This is a genomic window from Paraburkholderia sp. 31.1 (assembly GCF_014397645.1).
GTDB lineage: Bacteria > Pseudomonadota > Gammaproteobacteria > Burkholderiales > Burkholderiaceae > Paraburkholderia > Paraburkholderia tuberum.
Genome location: NZ_VZQN01000011.1, coordinates 156,675 through 169,297 on the forward strand (window position 1 = coordinate 156,675; position 12,623 = coordinate 169,297).

Here is a 12,623-nt window from a genome sequence, read left to right on the forward strand (position 1 = left end):
AGCCCTGCCGTAAAAGCAGTCGCAACAGAAGGAGACAGACAACATGGCATTCCCCGATCCCGCGGGGTCCGTCGCGCGCAGCGGCGGTACCGTGGCGCATTCCACTGACGCGGCCGGCAGCGCCGAGCGCAGCACGCCCGCGCAGGTGGCGGGCCACGCATCGCTCGACGCCGGCAGCATTTCGGCGCGCCTCGACCGCTTGCCCGCCACGCGCTCCGTCTGGAAGCTCGTGGTGCTGCTGAGCCTCGGCTTCTTCTTCGAACTCTACGACCTGCTGTACTCCGGCTATATCGCGCCGGGCCTCGTGAAAAGCGGCATGTTGACCGCGACCACGCATGGCCTGTTCGGCTCGACCGGCGTCGCGAGTTTCATCGCCGCGCTGTTTAGCGGCCTGTTTATCGGCACGATCGCGTGCGGTTTCCTCGCGGATCGCTTCGGGCGGCGCGCGGTGTTCACCTGGTCGCTGCTGTGGTACACCGCGGCGAAGGTTGCTGTTGTCGAATATATACTTAGGTTTCCTGCTGTTTTTATGGTAGAAACCAAATGTCGACAATACACCAATCCACGCGTAAATCGAACCCGTCGCCTCCCCCTGGTAGGGTCTACAGCTACACCCGTTTCAGTTCAATAAAGCAGGCGCTCGGTACGAGCGCAGAGCGTCAGGCAGAGTACGCCGCCAAGTGGGCCGCCGCGCGTGGCCTGGAGCTTGACGAATCGCTTTCCATGCGCGATGAGGGTCTGAGCGCGTATCACCAGAAGCACGTCAAAAAGGGAGCGCTCGGCACATTCCTGAAAGCAGTTGAGGAAGGTCGCATTCCGTGGGGCTCGGTGCTCATCGTTGAAAACTTCGACCGCCTTTCACGGGCCAGCGCGCTTGATGCTCAAGCCCAGCTTGCGAATATCGTGAATGCGGGTATTACCGTTGTTACAGCCGCCGATAATCGCGAATACAACGCCGAAAGTTTGCGCGCTGATCCGATGAGCCTGATTTATAGCGTTCTGTCGATGATTCGCGCGCACGAAGAAAGTGACCGTAAAAGTCAACTTGTCGGGGATGCCTTTCGCAAGCGGGCCGAACAATGGATTGACGGGACGTTTCGCGGGCTGGTTGGCAGCCCAACACAAGCCCCGTCATGGGTGCGCTATGTCGATAATCCCGGCAAGCTCGCGCAGTTTGAACTTATACCGGAGCGAGCCGAAGCGTGGCGGCGCGCACTGAGTCTCTATCGTGCCGGATATGGTGGTATCGGGACTGCGAAGCGGCTCGCGGAAGAGGGGTTGGTGGTGAGCGAACGTTACCCCGTTACCGCCATCAACCGCACGCTCAGTTCGCGGGCGCTGGTCGGTGATAAGGTGATCACCACTGGCGGGCAGACGTACACCCTTCGCGGCTACTATCCAGCACTGCTGACCGAAGCAGAGTTTGATGAGTTGCAGGCGCTGGCTGCGAAGCGGGGCTTCAGGAAGGGTAAGGGTATCGTCACGTCTATCGTGACCGGTTGGGGTATCACGCTATGCGGATACTGCGGCGCAATCGTCTGTTCGCAGAACCTGAATCGGTACAGGCCGGATGCAGGGAAGCGCCGTGCGTACGCGCGCCGTCTGCGCTGCCATCAATATCAGCGAAATGGTAAACACTGCCTGGCTGCGGTGACAAGTTGCTCAGCAGAGTCGGTCGAGCGGGCGATCATGGATTACTGCGCTGATCCGCTAAAGCTCACGCACCTACAGCAAGGCATCGATACCGTTAGCCCGTTGATGTTGCAACTCGCTGCAAAACGCAAAGTCGTGGTTAATCTCGAAGCCAAGCTGAAGGGATTCAGTGATGCACTGCTCGAAGATGATGAAGCGACACCCGCGAGCTATATCATGTTGATGCGCGAGACGGAGAAAAAGAAGAAAGACGCAGAACGCGCCGTGAGCGAACTGGAACGCGAACTCTCGATCAACACACAGGCGAAGCCGTCGAGCGCGGACGAATGGGCAAGGCTCGTTGATGCGGTGATGGAACTCGATGAAGATGCGCGGATGCAGGCACGGAAGCTGATACAGGATACCTTCGAGCGCATCGAAGTGTTCATGAAAGGGCTTGACCTCTCGGGGGATCACATCCACGTACAGCTCACTTCGAAGCGCGGCGTAATGGTTGGGTTCGATATTAACCGGCAGACCGGCGAGTTGGTTGGTGTCAGCAAGGGTCACGCGGACACGATGTTGAAAGCGCGGGGACCGTCGCGCAAGCCGCGTATTAGATAGGGATGCGTAGTCGTGTTTTATGTGGGTGGTTGCCGGGCGGCAACCATTTTTTTACCAATCCTTATCCTGAAACAGACCCTCAGGCGTGGAGTGAATCCGCAGATAGCCTTCGCCAACGAGGTATTTTCTGTAGGCGAGAATTGCCAGGTCCCAGATTTCCTGTTGGACCTCGGGCCCACTATCGAGCACTTTACCCTGCTCATCAACGATGGCGAGCGTGGCCGGTTTGCCTTGGGTGTCCGTGATGGTGTAGTGCTCCCAGATGACAGCGACAACACATGAGTGTTGCAGGATGGCCCGGCTTTCCGAGTGCGGGTCATCTATCGGGCTGGTTACGTCAGTCATGGTGCATCCTCCCGTTTCTACTGTCCGCGTGTCCGCAGCTAGGGCAGGCCCTCATCCATCATCCCCGTCGCTGCCGTTGAGTGCTTCGTCGGACGCTTCAAGCGTGCCGCGCGCGTCGGGCGCATGCAGACGGTTAAGGATGCGGGCGCTTATGTCGGTATCTTCGGGATGGACCTGAATGCGCGCGCTATAGGAGCACGTCCCGCCATGTTTCGCAAGGAACGTGAGCCGGTCCAGCTTTGCATCGTGGAATCGCAGGTCGTCGTCCTCGTCGTCGGTCGCATCAAACACAAACAGCACAGGCGACCATTTGCCCGTCCAGCGAAGCAAACCCAATTGCGGATTGCGCAGGTTTGGCATGTTGTCGGGGTCAATCATGTCCCCGGTATCGTCCCGATCATAGAGCGATGACCGCAGGGTGGGCGATAGCTGGTCAAGAGACGTGTTCGGAAGGTCGAACGTGATTTTCAGATCGAGCGTGAGAACCTCATCGTCTCCGTGATGCTCGGTGCGCGTATTGATGTGCTCCAGCATAATTTCGTGACTCGTGAAATTCATCATGAACGCTCCTTGTGTGTCCATCGAACGCGGTACCGGTAATAGCCGTTCATCACGCCCCCTGGAGTCTGTCGCGCTTTGCGATATAGAACTCTTCCAGTTCGTCGCGCTGTTCTTCTTCGGGTACGTTGCGGATCAGATCGGCTGCCACGTCCAGCACGTCGGGCGAGTCTGCTTTTTCCAGCGCATCCATCACTTTCGCGAAGGTCATTGCAACGAGCAAATCGGCGCTTGCTGCCTGTGGCGCGCCGTCGCCCGTATCTTCCCCTTCGCCTTTCTTCGTGACGCGCCTGGCTGCCCTTGCGGCGTTCAGCTTGTCGGCGTAGGCGGTGCGGGCAATCTCCTTTTCCTGATGTGTTCGCAATCCTGTTGCGCGCTCGCCTGCGGCGGTCAGTTCATCGGCGCTCGATGCGTCCGCGATGGCCTTCAGCACTTCATCAAGCGTGGGCGCGCTCTCGCGCCGTGTGACGTTCTTCTTCATGCTCGCCTTCACGCTACTGGTGCGCGAGTTGCCGACCACATCTTCGCGCGGGACCTCATCGACCGGTCCCATATTGCGCGGCCCTGGCGCGTCGAACTCCAGTTCCTCTGGCGCGTACACGCCGAGCAGCACATCTGGCGTATGACGCCGCGCCCACTTGCGGATCGCAAGGAAGCAGATCTGCTGCTGCGGATCGGTGGCCCATTGTGTGGAAAAGCGCGGATAGGCCTGGGACATCATCACCTGTACGGTGCGGGGTTCAGTCTCACCCCTGAATGTCGCCTTGACGATTACACCAAGCCCTTCCTCCTCGGCTTTGGTATAGGTCGCGATGTAGTACTCGCCGCCCGACTTCTCGGACTTGCGGGCCTCGCACTTGCCCATCACCTTCGACCAGTCGCCAACGAATTCATATTCGGGCCGGTTGCGGATCGGTGCGCGCGCGATGACCACCGCGGCGATAAGCTGGCCGTCATATCCAAGCTGCCCGCTCTTCGTGACGTGCGTTTTTGCCGCGACCGCGAACGGGTCCATTTCCCAGCGGATCGCCTGCATGGTGAGCGCGAAGCACGCGCCTTTCTTGCCGCGCAGATGTTCGGGCACGGCGACGCCACCGTTCGCCATCATGTCGGCCAGGTGATCGACCTGCTGCAACAGGCTGGGCGTGAGCGTGAAGCGTTCACTCTGGACTTGCTGAATGTCGGTACTCATGCGTCCTTCTCCTGTGTATCGGCCTTCGGTCTGGAGTAGGTCAGCGTCGTGTAATCGCAGTCTTCGACATGATATGCCGGACGGTGAACCGTCTTGCGTTTGTACGCGCCACCGTTTGGCAGGCGGCCGATGGCGGCCTCGCCCATTGCGTGCAGGATGTGGGCGCGCGCGGCGTCGCTCGCCGCCTGATAGGACTTGACGTGTTCCTCGGCATCCATGCGAACGCGATGCCAGTGATACACGTCCTCGGGCAGATTGATGGTCCCGCCATTGGTACCGGTGTACAGACGCCTGAGCAGGCCGATGGCGTGCGGATGCTCGTAATCGAGCGGCGGCGGTTCGCGCGTCTCGACGTGCGTCCAGAATAGGCATTCACCGTCAATGAGCATCTGTTCCAGTTCGCGGTCGCGCTCGATGACATAGCGGACCATCCTGTGACCACCGACGAGTGCGGCGAGATACCACACGGCGTAATCAAGGCATGCCATGTAATGCGCGCATTGCAGCAGGTAATGCGGCGGTACTTCATCGCTTTCCGGCTCGCCCCACAGACCGCTCAGCTTGTACGCGAACTGGTCGACGGTCTTGATTTCAAGTCCGGCCTTCATTCCATCAATCGTGCGATCCACACTCGCGAGCATGAACGGATATCGCGCATGCCGGATGATCTGGTTCCGCCGCCGCAGATGTACGCTGTAGACGTGTGCATAGCGGCTCGCGACCACGCCTTCAAGCGCGCGACCGAAGTCGGTACGCTCAAGTCCGTCTGCGTCGATGTCGCGGGGCACCTGTTCCCCAATCTTGTCGTAGTACAGTTCAAGCGCCGTGGTGTACGGGCTTTGCCCGAGCGCGGCGGCGGCATCGGACCCGCCGACACCTTTCTTTCGCAAAGCCAACCATTCTTCACGCGCGTTCATAGATTCACTCACTGACAGAAGACCGCTACCGGGTGGGCGGCGGCGTGAAGAAAACGATAGGAGAACGGCGCGATGGGGGGCAAGCGCTAAATTTCGTGAAAATATTTGAAAAGGTCGATTACCCTCATTTCGACCCACACCGCTACCCTCATTTCAACCCTCATCGTTACCCTCATTTCAACCCTCATTCTCTTCGCAAACCCGCGGTGTTAGGCCATCGATATTTTGTCAATACGCAGCGCAATATCGAAAGTCGGAATTGCTGTAAAGCTGGACTGACTGGCTTGAATCGGCCGTTTGCCGGGGCTATGGTTCAGCACGACTGATGTTCTTTTCGGGAGTAGAAACCATGACGCGATCTATAGAAGCTGTTGCCATTGCGCGCAGCTATCCCGGTATGCATGCATTGATTCGCGCCGTGGAAATCTGCGGATCGCATCTGCTGCTTTCGCAGGCCATCGGCGTGAGGAAACAGAACATTGCCAACTGGCTGCACGTCTCCCGTATGGTTCCGCTGGAATACGTGCCCTCCATCGTGGCAGTGGCGAACGATCCGGAGGTTACGCCGTGGACGCTGCGGCCCGATTTTGCGCAGGGGTGGGCACTGCTCGCGCGCCAGCTACGCACATCATCGCCCGGCAGCAGGGACGGTGTAGCCGAATCCGAAGCACTCACGGAGTAACCCGCGATGAATACACCTGATGCTGTCGAACGCGTCGCCGGGACCGATGGCAAAAGTTATCCGTCGAGCTATTCGGCACACCGCGACGCGATCCGCGCCGCGATTCAAGCCGATCCGTCCGCGACGAACACGGTCATCGCGAATCGCATGAAGTCATCACGCGATACCGTGATTGCGGTTCGGCGTGAGCTTGCCGGTGCGCTTGTCGATGCGCGCTATGAAGCGATGTGCGTCGCGATTGCGGAGTGCTATCGGACCGACGAGGTGAAAGACCTTCGCGACAAGGCGCTGGCCCTTCAAGTCTATACGCGGCAGGCGAAGAATCGCGAAGCCGAACAGCGCGCTACGGAAATCCGCCTGCGTGCCGAGCGGCGCGCGGGCGAACTGTTGTTAAAGCAGGCCAAGGCCGAAGGCACTCGCGGCCAACTTGTCGGACGTGGAGTTATTGGCGGTGCCAACATGGAACCGCCAATCAAAGATCAGCCGACACTGGCTGACCAAGGCGTTTCAAAGCGGCAGGCGTCCGACTGGCAGAAGATCGCAACGCTTTCGGAAGAACAGTTCGAACACGCGATCCGTGATCCTGAGCGGTCTGTTTCCACTGCCTCAATGGTGAAGCTCGCGGAAAGCACCATGCGCGCGAACGTGCATCGGACCGAAGAAGTTCCGACCGAGCAAGGCGCTTTGTTCAATGCTGGTCTGCAACCGCGCTATCCGGTCGAACGTGACGCCAGGACCGAATACGTCAAGCGGGCGTTGCTCACGCTTGCCGAGCGGCGCTACAACGCCGCACTCTTGCGGCAGGAAGGCGAAGCGAAGGTTGCACACGGCAGCGCGCTTGACGCCGAGACCGACCAACTGATTGAGGAAAAGTACTTCAATGCGCAGGGTGTGCCTCATTGCGCGGCCACCTCAACCACAGGAGCATGAAATCATGGAACATCTGGCACATCCGGTGGGACTCAGCGCCGAAAGCGGCTTCGTTCAGGAGTGCGTTCTACGCCCTCTGCTATATCCGCGTCATCGCGCACCAATCACGCTGCGCGACTACGAACGCGCTTTCAAGGTCTTTCTGCGCGATTCGGCAATGACCCGCCTGCAACTCGAATGCGGTATGGCCGTAGTGCGCGACGAGGAAGAACGCGGACGCGCATTGCAGCGTGACGCGTCAGGCATCCCGGCGAGCGACATGGTGCTGGCGCTCGCCGCTGAGCTGCACGCGGAACAGCCGTGAGCGTGCGTACACCCGAATACAGCGCCTGCCATGAGTTGGCTCAAGATCGAATCCAGCACGCCGGACAAGCCCGAAGTATGGGCCATCGCGGCATTCCTTTCGCTCGACCGGGACGCGGTTATGGGCAAGCTGATTCGTGTGTGGCGGTGGTTCGATGAACACACCGCAGATGGTAACGCTCGAAGCGTTACCCGAGCGTTAGTCGATTCGACAGCGGGCGTGACCGGATTTGCGGACGCGATGATTTCCGTTCGCTGGCTCACGGTCGATGATAACGGCATTTCGATGCCGCATTTTGAATGGCATACCGGCGCGAAGGCCAAGCGGCGGGCCCGGACGGCGATTCGTGTCTCGCGGCATAAAAATGCGGACTCTCAGGGTAACGCTGAGGGTAACGCAGATGCTAACGCTCGTGGTAACGCACAAGCTAACGCAGAAGGTAACGCTGCAAGCGTTAGCACATTTGAAAAGTGCGTATATGAAGTAAATCTAAAACCTAAAACCTTAAAACCTAAAACCAAAAACATACGCGCTTCGCGCTTCGACGCGCAGGCGCGTCTCGAATCTTTGGGTGTCGAGCCGCAGATTGCGCGTGACTGGCTCACGCTGCGCAGCGGGAAACGGCTCAAGCCGACCGAAACGGCCTTTGCAGGCGTGCTGCGGGAAGCGCAGAAGGCCGGGCTCTCGATGAATGACGTGCTGCGTGTGTGTTGCACACGCGGCTGGGGCAGCTTCGAAGCGTCCTGGCTGCATGGCCATGCTCACGGCGCGCAGGCACCGCCGCCAGCGCTGACTCCGTTGCAGCAGCGCGAAGCGGAAAACCGTCGCGTCGCGCAGGGGCTGACCCGCACCAGCGGGCCAGCGTCCGGAGTGATCGAAGGGGGCATTACGGAGGCGCATCGTGTCGGCGGTGAAGGCACTTCCCGAAACGTGGATCGTTAGCCTGTTTGCGCGCATGCAGGCGACGTTCGGCGCGCGTTTCACCGCGCTGTGGGCCGATGCCGATCTCGACCTCGTTAAACGCGTGTGGGGCGAATCGCTCGCGAACGTTCCGCCTGACGATCTGCGCCGGGCTGTGATCGCGCTGGCGCGCGAGAAGCGGCCGCCTGATCTGCCGCGATTCCTCGAACTCTGCGAGCCTGTACCGGTCGTGCAGCGCGCGAGCTTCGGGCCTGCACGTCTGCCTCTTTTCGAGCGGGCCGACGCGGCAACGGTCGATGCCTGCATGGCGCGCATGCGCGATGCGCTTGCACCGATCGAGGGCGTAACGCCTTCACCTCGGTGGGCGTTCGCGATGCTGCTACGTGGCTCGGCGCGCAACGGGCGACCGCTGACTGCCGAAGCGCGACGGGTCGCGGCCGATGCCGTGGTGTCGTCGGTGGGCCGCGCCTACGCGGCCGACGCGCCGGCCGCGGAGCGTGCGCAGTATCGCGCCGTGTTCGAAGCGGCGTATCGCGCGCGCGGTGGTGTGCCGCCGTCGCGCGTGCCTGGGGAGGACGACGAGGAACCGCAGGAGGCGACACTGTGATCGCTATCGCCTTCACGATCCTTGGTGAGCCCGCGAGCAAGGCAAATAGCCGCTCGATCGTGTCGCGCCGCTATCGCGACGACGCGGGCCGTATCAGGTCGCGGCCTATGTCGATCAGGTCGGAGAAGGCACTCGCGTTCGAACGCTACGCGCTGCGACAGATTCCACCGCTGTGCCGCGTTCAGCTGACCGGACCCGTTCGCGTCACGCTGCGGATTTTCTACGCAAGCGAGCGCCCGGACCTGGACGAATCGGTGATTCTGGACGTGCTGCAGAACCGCTATACGCATGTGAAGGTCAGCGGCGTGCGGGTGCGCGAACTGGCGCAGGCGGGCGTGTACATGAACGACCGGCAGGTGCGCGAGAAACACGTTTATCACGGTATCGACCGCACCAACCCGCGCACCGAGGTGATTGTCGAACCGCTGGCCGCGCAGCAATGCGCACTCGGGTTCGGCGCGTTGTAGGAGGAATCGACATGAACCCGCGACAACGAGAGGTAAGGATGATCCGTTCCGACCAGATACGCGCCCGCGCATTGCATGACGCGGCACGTCTGCGTGACGCGCTTGCGCTGATCGCCGACCTTGCGGAAGGCACGCATAGTGCAATGACGCTACCGGACATTGCGAGGATCGCGCGTGCTGCGTTGGTCGGTCCCGAACCGCCCGACCCGCGTCAGCAATCCGGCGCGGCGACGCACTGAGGGGGGAAACATGAACAGATTCCCGGTAGCCGAATGCGCGCCGCTCGTGAGCGTCACGCTGGCTGACCAGGTGCGCGCAGAAGCGATCCGCCGCGGCGGCGAGTGGAAAGGGCGGGCTGACAGGTGTGCGGCGCTCGCGGTGAGATGGTTTGGACACAGGCCGTGCAAGGGAGAGGACCTGCGTACCGTGTTTGATGAAATTTTTCGAACGGACGGGACATAACCATGCACCGTTGTCCGTGGCCCGGTTGCGAACAGATCGTCCGGCGCAATACGTGGGGGTGTCGCCGACACTGGTACGCGCTGTCGAACGATCTGAGGGCGTGGATCGGCCGCGCCTACCGTCAGGGAATCGAGCGCGGCGACCATCCTTCGCGCTCGTACCGGGACGCGCACCGCGCCGCCCTCGAATGGATTCGGGAGCAGACCAGGGAGGCGCGATCAGCCGCGTATCAAACCTTGCCAGCGGACACTAAATCCTCGCCGATTCAGGTGCAATCCTCGCCCGGCGACGATCGATCCTTGCCGCCCCGGTTGCAATCCTCGCCCATCAACGCGGCATCCTCGCCGCCTCGGGAGAAATCGACGGCCGGCCGCAGTTTGCCTCTGGACAGGCCTGTGCGGTCGCCTTAAGGTGGGTATGCAGTTGTTTGTAATCATCCACTTATTAGATAGGAATCCAGATGAAATCGACGAAGACCGACACGACCCGCGCAGCAACGAACACGCCGGCGAAAAAAGCGGTGGCCGAGAGCGTGGTTCAGCCGAAGGCAAAAGCGACGGTCGCGGCGAAGCCTGCCGTCAAGACTCCGGCGACGAAGGTCGCGGCGAAGCCCGCCGCCAAGGCTCCGGCAGTGAAGGTCGCGCCGACGCCCCCCGCCAAGGCTCCCGCGAAGGTCGCATCGACGCCGCCCGCATCGAGCCAGTCCAGCAGCGCAACGGCGCTTCCTCAAACGGCCGGCGCGGCGCTCGCTGCGCGAATCGCCGACGCGTGCGTGACTGAAGTCAAGCTGGCTAAATCGATCAGCGTGGCGCCGCGCCGCATTCGCGAAATCATTGAAGGCAAGCGCCGGTTGACGGCTGATACGGCGGTTCGTCTTGCGGTGTTCTTCGCCGACGATCCGATGACCTGGATGGGCTACCAGCTTGCGTACGAGATCGCGCAGGAGACTCAGGAGCTCTCCGGCGTACTCGCGTCGATCGTTCCCCTGGCGCGCGTCGCGCAGACCTCTGTCGTCGCTTCCAGGGGGGCGTGAGATGGCGAGGAAAAAGCCGGTCGGAATCGCTGCAAAGCTGGTCCCTGAGAGTGGTCGCCCGAGGTTTCTCCCGAAAATGTTGGGCAAATTTTTATGGCCGGTTGCAGAGAACCTGGTGTATTCCTACGCGGGCAAGCTGTCGCCAGAGTATGCGCGCGGGGCCTGGAATTTTTACGAGCTATCGAACGGCAGTTTCTATCTGGCTCCCCGCGCGCCGGAACGGATGACATTGAGGATTGAGGGCAATCAGTTCGACGCGTCAATGAGCGCTGACGCGGCCGGAATCACGATCAGCCTGTTTGTGCTCAACCGGCTGATATGGACGATCCACGATCAGGGCGGCGACTATGACGATCTGGTGGACCGGTATTACGCGCTGCGAGAGTACGCGTGCCAGCACGACGAAAACCGGCTGATTCTGAGGGCAATCGACTAGCGCGATCCCACGCGAATCTTCCAGGCCGACGCGCGGTGCGTCGGCCTCTCGTGCTGATTTTTCTTGACAACCGGCAAAAACGGTCGAATATACGCAAAGTCAGCTAGTGCCCCGACTTCGCCCCGAACCCGCCTTGTGCGGGTTTTTTGCGTTTACGCGCTTCCACGTCCTGCTCACGCCGTCCATGAAAGATGTCTATTCTGGCACCGCCGCCGCGCTGCGAGATGCGCTCGCGCACGCGGTTTCGCGCGGCGGTACGTCATCGCTCGCAGTCCTGCACCAGTCGCCATCGGGCGACACCGTGCTGACCGGTACCGACGCCACCGCGCAGGCCGCGCGTATCCGCTATCGGCTCGACCAGTTGCCCGCTGTACAGCGCGCGCTGCTCATGCTCAGCTACGCACCCCGAAACCTGACCTGCGCGTGTCATCGTCCCTGCTGCGCGGGGCACTATCCCAATCCCGAATGGTCGGGCGCGCTCGCGCTGATCGTCGCGCACACTGCGCCGCTCTTTACCGGGCACGCCCCGAACATTCGTTTGCGCTCCGCGCTCGTCGCCAACATCCTGACGCATACCAGTGAGACACAGGTCAGTCTTGCCCAGCGCTGCGGCGTGCACCGGCAGACGGTAGCGGAGCATACAGCGATTCTCGGCGCGGCGCTGAGCGGCACGCGGCAGAAGGCCGGCGAATTCGATGCCGCGTTCTCACGCATCGATACGCTGCTGCGCGAGGCGGGCATCGTACGCGACGAAAGCGCATCCGGTACGCCGAATGAACAAACAGCCGTCCTGGCCCGCTGACCGCGTGGAGCGCTGGCCGCTCGCGCGGGTGCTCGAGGCTGAACGCAATCCGCGCACGCATACCGATTCGCAGGTCGAGGCCATTGCGGAATCGATGCGCGAATTCGGCTGGACCATTCCGCTGCTGGTGGACGAGGGCGGCGCGCTGATCGCCGGACACGGACGACTTTTCGCCGCACGCCGGCTTGAACTCGCCGACGCGCCTGTCATCGTCGCGCGCGGCTGGACCGAGGCGCAGAAACGCGCGTACCGGATCGCCGACAACAAGCTCGCGCTCAATGCCGGATGGGATGCCGCGCTCCTGTCCGCAGAACTCGCCGCGCTGGCCGACGAAGGTTTCGCAGTCGATCTGCTCGGGTTCTCCGATGCCGACATGGCGCGACTGATTGATGACACCGACCGGCTCACGCTCGATCACGCTGCACGGGCCGCCGAAGCCGCAGACCCGACGGATTTCGGTTTTGCAGACGCGAACGCCGATACGCGCGAACGGACTCCTGTCAGTACAGCCGCCGACGCTACCGTCAGCCCTGACGGTACTTCTGCTGTGCGCGATGCAGCGCTTGCAGTCTTTTCCTGCATGGTCCGGGTGGCCGACCGTCAGATTCTGTTTGACGCCATTGCCCACGCGAGGACGCGCGGCGCAGCCGATAGCGGCGCGGCGCTGGTACTGATCGCTCGCGAATGGCTGAATCCATGACCCCACACGCG

Annotated in this window: 16 protein-coding genes and 1 pseudogene; 13 read left to right on the forward strand and 4 right to left on the reverse strand. The window is 61.5% G+C overall.

Annotation, left to right across the window (positions count from 1 at the left end; genetic code table 11):
- Nucleotides 1–43 precede the first annotated feature (43 nt).
- Nucleotides 44–496: pseudogene (locus tag F6X37_RS10920) on the forward strand (MFS transporter); the annotation flags it as partial.
- 47 nt (nucleotides 497–543) lie between these two features.
- Nucleotides 544–2,256 carry a recombinase family protein gene (locus F6X37_RS10925; protein WP_187611274.1) on the forward strand — a complete coding sequence of 571 codons (1,713 nt, stop codon included), beginning with the start codon at nucleotides 544–546 and terminating at the stop codon, nucleotides 2,254–2,256.
- Nucleotides 2,257–2,307: 51 nt separating this feature from the next.
- Here F6X37_RS10925 and F6X37_RS10930 read toward each other — a convergent pair whose 3' ends face one another.
- From F6X37_RS10930 to F6X37_RS10945, 4 genes are read right to left on the reverse strand one after another with little or no spacing between them, the layout of a single operon-like run.
- Nucleotides 2,308–2,601: a hypothetical protein gene (locus F6X37_RS10930; protein WP_187611275.1), complete on the reverse strand. Its 294-nt coding sequence runs from the start codon at nucleotides 2,599–2,601 to the stop codon at nucleotides 2,308–2,310.
- Between the two features lie 51 nt (nucleotides 2,602–2,652).
- Entirely contained in the window at nucleotides 2,653–3,162 is a 510-nt protein-coding gene (locus tag F6X37_RS10935) for a hypothetical protein (RefSeq protein WP_187611276.1), read from the reverse strand.
- A gap of 49 nt (nucleotides 3,163–3,211) precedes the next feature.
- Complete coding sequence (locus F6X37_RS10940; protein ID WP_187611277.1) at nucleotides 3,212–4,351, reverse strand: recombinase RecT; 1,140 nt, start codon at nucleotides 4,349–4,351, stop codon at nucleotides 3,212–3,214.
- Nucleotides 4,348–5,406, reverse strand: a complete 1,059-nt coding sequence (locus F6X37_RS10945) for a lambda-exonuclease family protein (protein ID WP_316251955.1) — start codon at nucleotides 5,404–5,406, stop codon at nucleotides 4,348–4,350. The genes F6X37_RS10940 and F6X37_RS10945 overlap by 4 nt, the downstream gene beginning before the upstream one ends.
- 211 nt (nucleotides 5,407–5,617) lie before the next feature.
- Here F6X37_RS10945 and F6X37_RS10950 point away from each other — a divergent pair, with 211 nt between their 5' ends.
- From F6X37_RS10950 to F6X37_RS11000, 11 genes are all read left to right on the forward strand, one after another.
- Nucleotides 5,618–5,950, forward strand: a complete 333-nt coding sequence (locus F6X37_RS10950; protein ID WP_187611278.1) for a YdaS family helix-turn-helix protein — start codon at nucleotides 5,618–5,620, stop codon at nucleotides 5,948–5,950.
- A gap of 6 nt (nucleotides 5,951–5,956) precedes the next feature.
- Entirely contained in the window at nucleotides 5,957–6,880 is a 924-nt protein-coding gene (locus tag F6X37_RS10955) for a hypothetical protein (RefSeq protein WP_187611279.1), read from the forward strand.
- 4 nt (nucleotides 6,881–6,884) lie between these two features.
- Entirely contained in the window at nucleotides 6,885–7,184 is a 300-nt protein-coding gene (locus F6X37_RS10960) for a hypothetical protein (RefSeq protein ID WP_187611280.1), read from the forward strand.
- A 30-nt stretch (nucleotides 7,185–7,214) separates the two neighbouring features.
- Entirely contained in the window at nucleotides 7,215–8,126 is a 912-nt protein-coding gene (locus tag F6X37_RS10965) for a hypothetical protein (RefSeq protein WP_187611281.1), read from the forward strand.
- Entirely contained in the window at nucleotides 8,095–8,712 is a 618-nt protein-coding gene (locus tag F6X37_RS10970; protein WP_187611282.1) for a hypothetical protein, read from the forward strand. The genes F6X37_RS10965 and F6X37_RS10970 overlap by 32 nt, the downstream gene beginning before the upstream one ends.
- Complete coding sequence (locus F6X37_RS10975) at nucleotides 8,709–9,179, forward strand: RusA family crossover junction endodeoxyribonuclease (protein WP_262419856.1); 471 nt, start codon at nucleotides 8,709–8,711, stop codon at nucleotides 9,177–9,179. The genes F6X37_RS10970 and F6X37_RS10975 overlap by 4 nt, the downstream gene beginning before the upstream one ends.
- A 38-nt stretch (nucleotides 9,180–9,217) precedes the next feature.
- Nucleotides 9,218–9,418, forward strand: a complete 201-nt coding sequence (locus F6X37_RS10980; protein WP_184060356.1) for a hypothetical protein — start codon at nucleotides 9,218–9,220, stop codon at nucleotides 9,416–9,418.
- 743 nt (nucleotides 9,419–10,161) lie between these two features.
- On the forward strand, nucleotides 10,162–10,674 hold the full coding sequence (locus F6X37_RS10985) for a HigA family addiction module antitoxin (RefSeq protein ID WP_222944818.1): 513 nt from the start codon (nucleotides 10,162–10,164) through the stop codon (nucleotides 10,672–10,674).
- A gap of 1 nt (nucleotide 10,675) precedes the next feature.
- Nucleotides 10,676–11,110, forward strand: a complete 435-nt coding sequence (locus F6X37_RS10990) for an antirestriction protein (RefSeq protein WP_187611284.1) — start codon at nucleotides 10,676–10,678, stop codon at nucleotides 11,108–11,110.
- A 184-nt stretch (nucleotides 11,111–11,294) separates the two neighbouring features.
- Nucleotides 11,295–11,912 carry a hypothetical protein gene (locus F6X37_RS10995; protein ID WP_187611285.1) on the forward strand — a complete coding sequence of 206 codons (618 nt, stop codon included), beginning with the start codon at nucleotides 11,295–11,297 and terminating at the stop codon, nucleotides 11,910–11,912.
- Complete coding sequence (locus tag F6X37_RS11000; RefSeq protein WP_187611286.1) at nucleotides 11,884–12,612, forward strand: ParB/Srx family N-terminal domain-containing protein; 729 nt, start codon at nucleotides 11,884–11,886, stop codon at nucleotides 12,610–12,612. Before F6X37_RS10995 ends, F6X37_RS11000 begins: the two co-directional genes overlap by 29 nt.
- The last annotated feature ends 11 nt before the right edge of the window (nucleotides 12,613–12,623 follow it).

Coding starts and splice junctions, on each gene's coding strand:
- F6X37_RS10925 (WP_187611274.1), top strand. CDS start 544: ATGTCGACAATACACCAATCCACGCGTAAATCGAACCCGTCGCCTCCC.
- F6X37_RS10930 (WP_187611275.1), bottom strand. CDS start 2,601: ATGACTGACGTAACCAGCCCGATAGATGACCCGCACTCGGAAAGCCGG.
- F6X37_RS10935 (WP_187611276.1), bottom strand. CDS start 3,162: ATGATGAATTTCACGAGTCACGAAATTATGCTGGAGCACATCAATACG.
- F6X37_RS10940 (WP_187611277.1), bottom strand. CDS start 4,351: ATGAGTACCGACATTCAGCAAGTCCAGAGTGAACGCTTCACGCTCACG.
- F6X37_RS10950 (WP_187611278.1), top strand. CDS start 5,618: ATGACGCGATCTATAGAAGCTGTTGCCATTGCGCGCAGCTATCCCGGT.
- F6X37_RS10955 (WP_187611279.1), top strand. CDS start 5,957: ATGAATACACCTGATGCTGTCGAACGCGTCGCCGGGACCGATGGCAAA.
- F6X37_RS10960 (WP_187611280.1), top strand. CDS start 6,885: ATGGAACATCTGGCACATCCGGTGGGACTCAGCGCCGAAAGCGGCTTC.
- F6X37_RS10965 (WP_187611281.1), top strand. CDS start 7,215: ATGAGTTGGCTCAAGATCGAATCCAGCACGCCGGACAAGCCCGAAGTA.
- F6X37_RS10980 (WP_184060356.1), top strand. CDS start 9,218: ATGATCCGTTCCGACCAGATACGCGCCCGCGCATTGCATGACGCGGCA.
- F6X37_RS10990 (WP_187611284.1), top strand. CDS start 10,676: ATGGCGAGGAAAAAGCCGGTCGGAATCGCTGCAAAGCTGGTCCCTGAG.
- F6X37_RS10995 (WP_187611285.1), top strand. CDS start 11,295: ATGAAAGATGTCTATTCTGGCACCGCCGCCGCGCTGCGAGATGCGCTC.
- F6X37_RS11000 (WP_187611286.1), top strand. CDS start 11,884: ATGAACAAACAGCCGTCCTGGCCCGCTGACCGCGTGGAGCGCTGGCCG.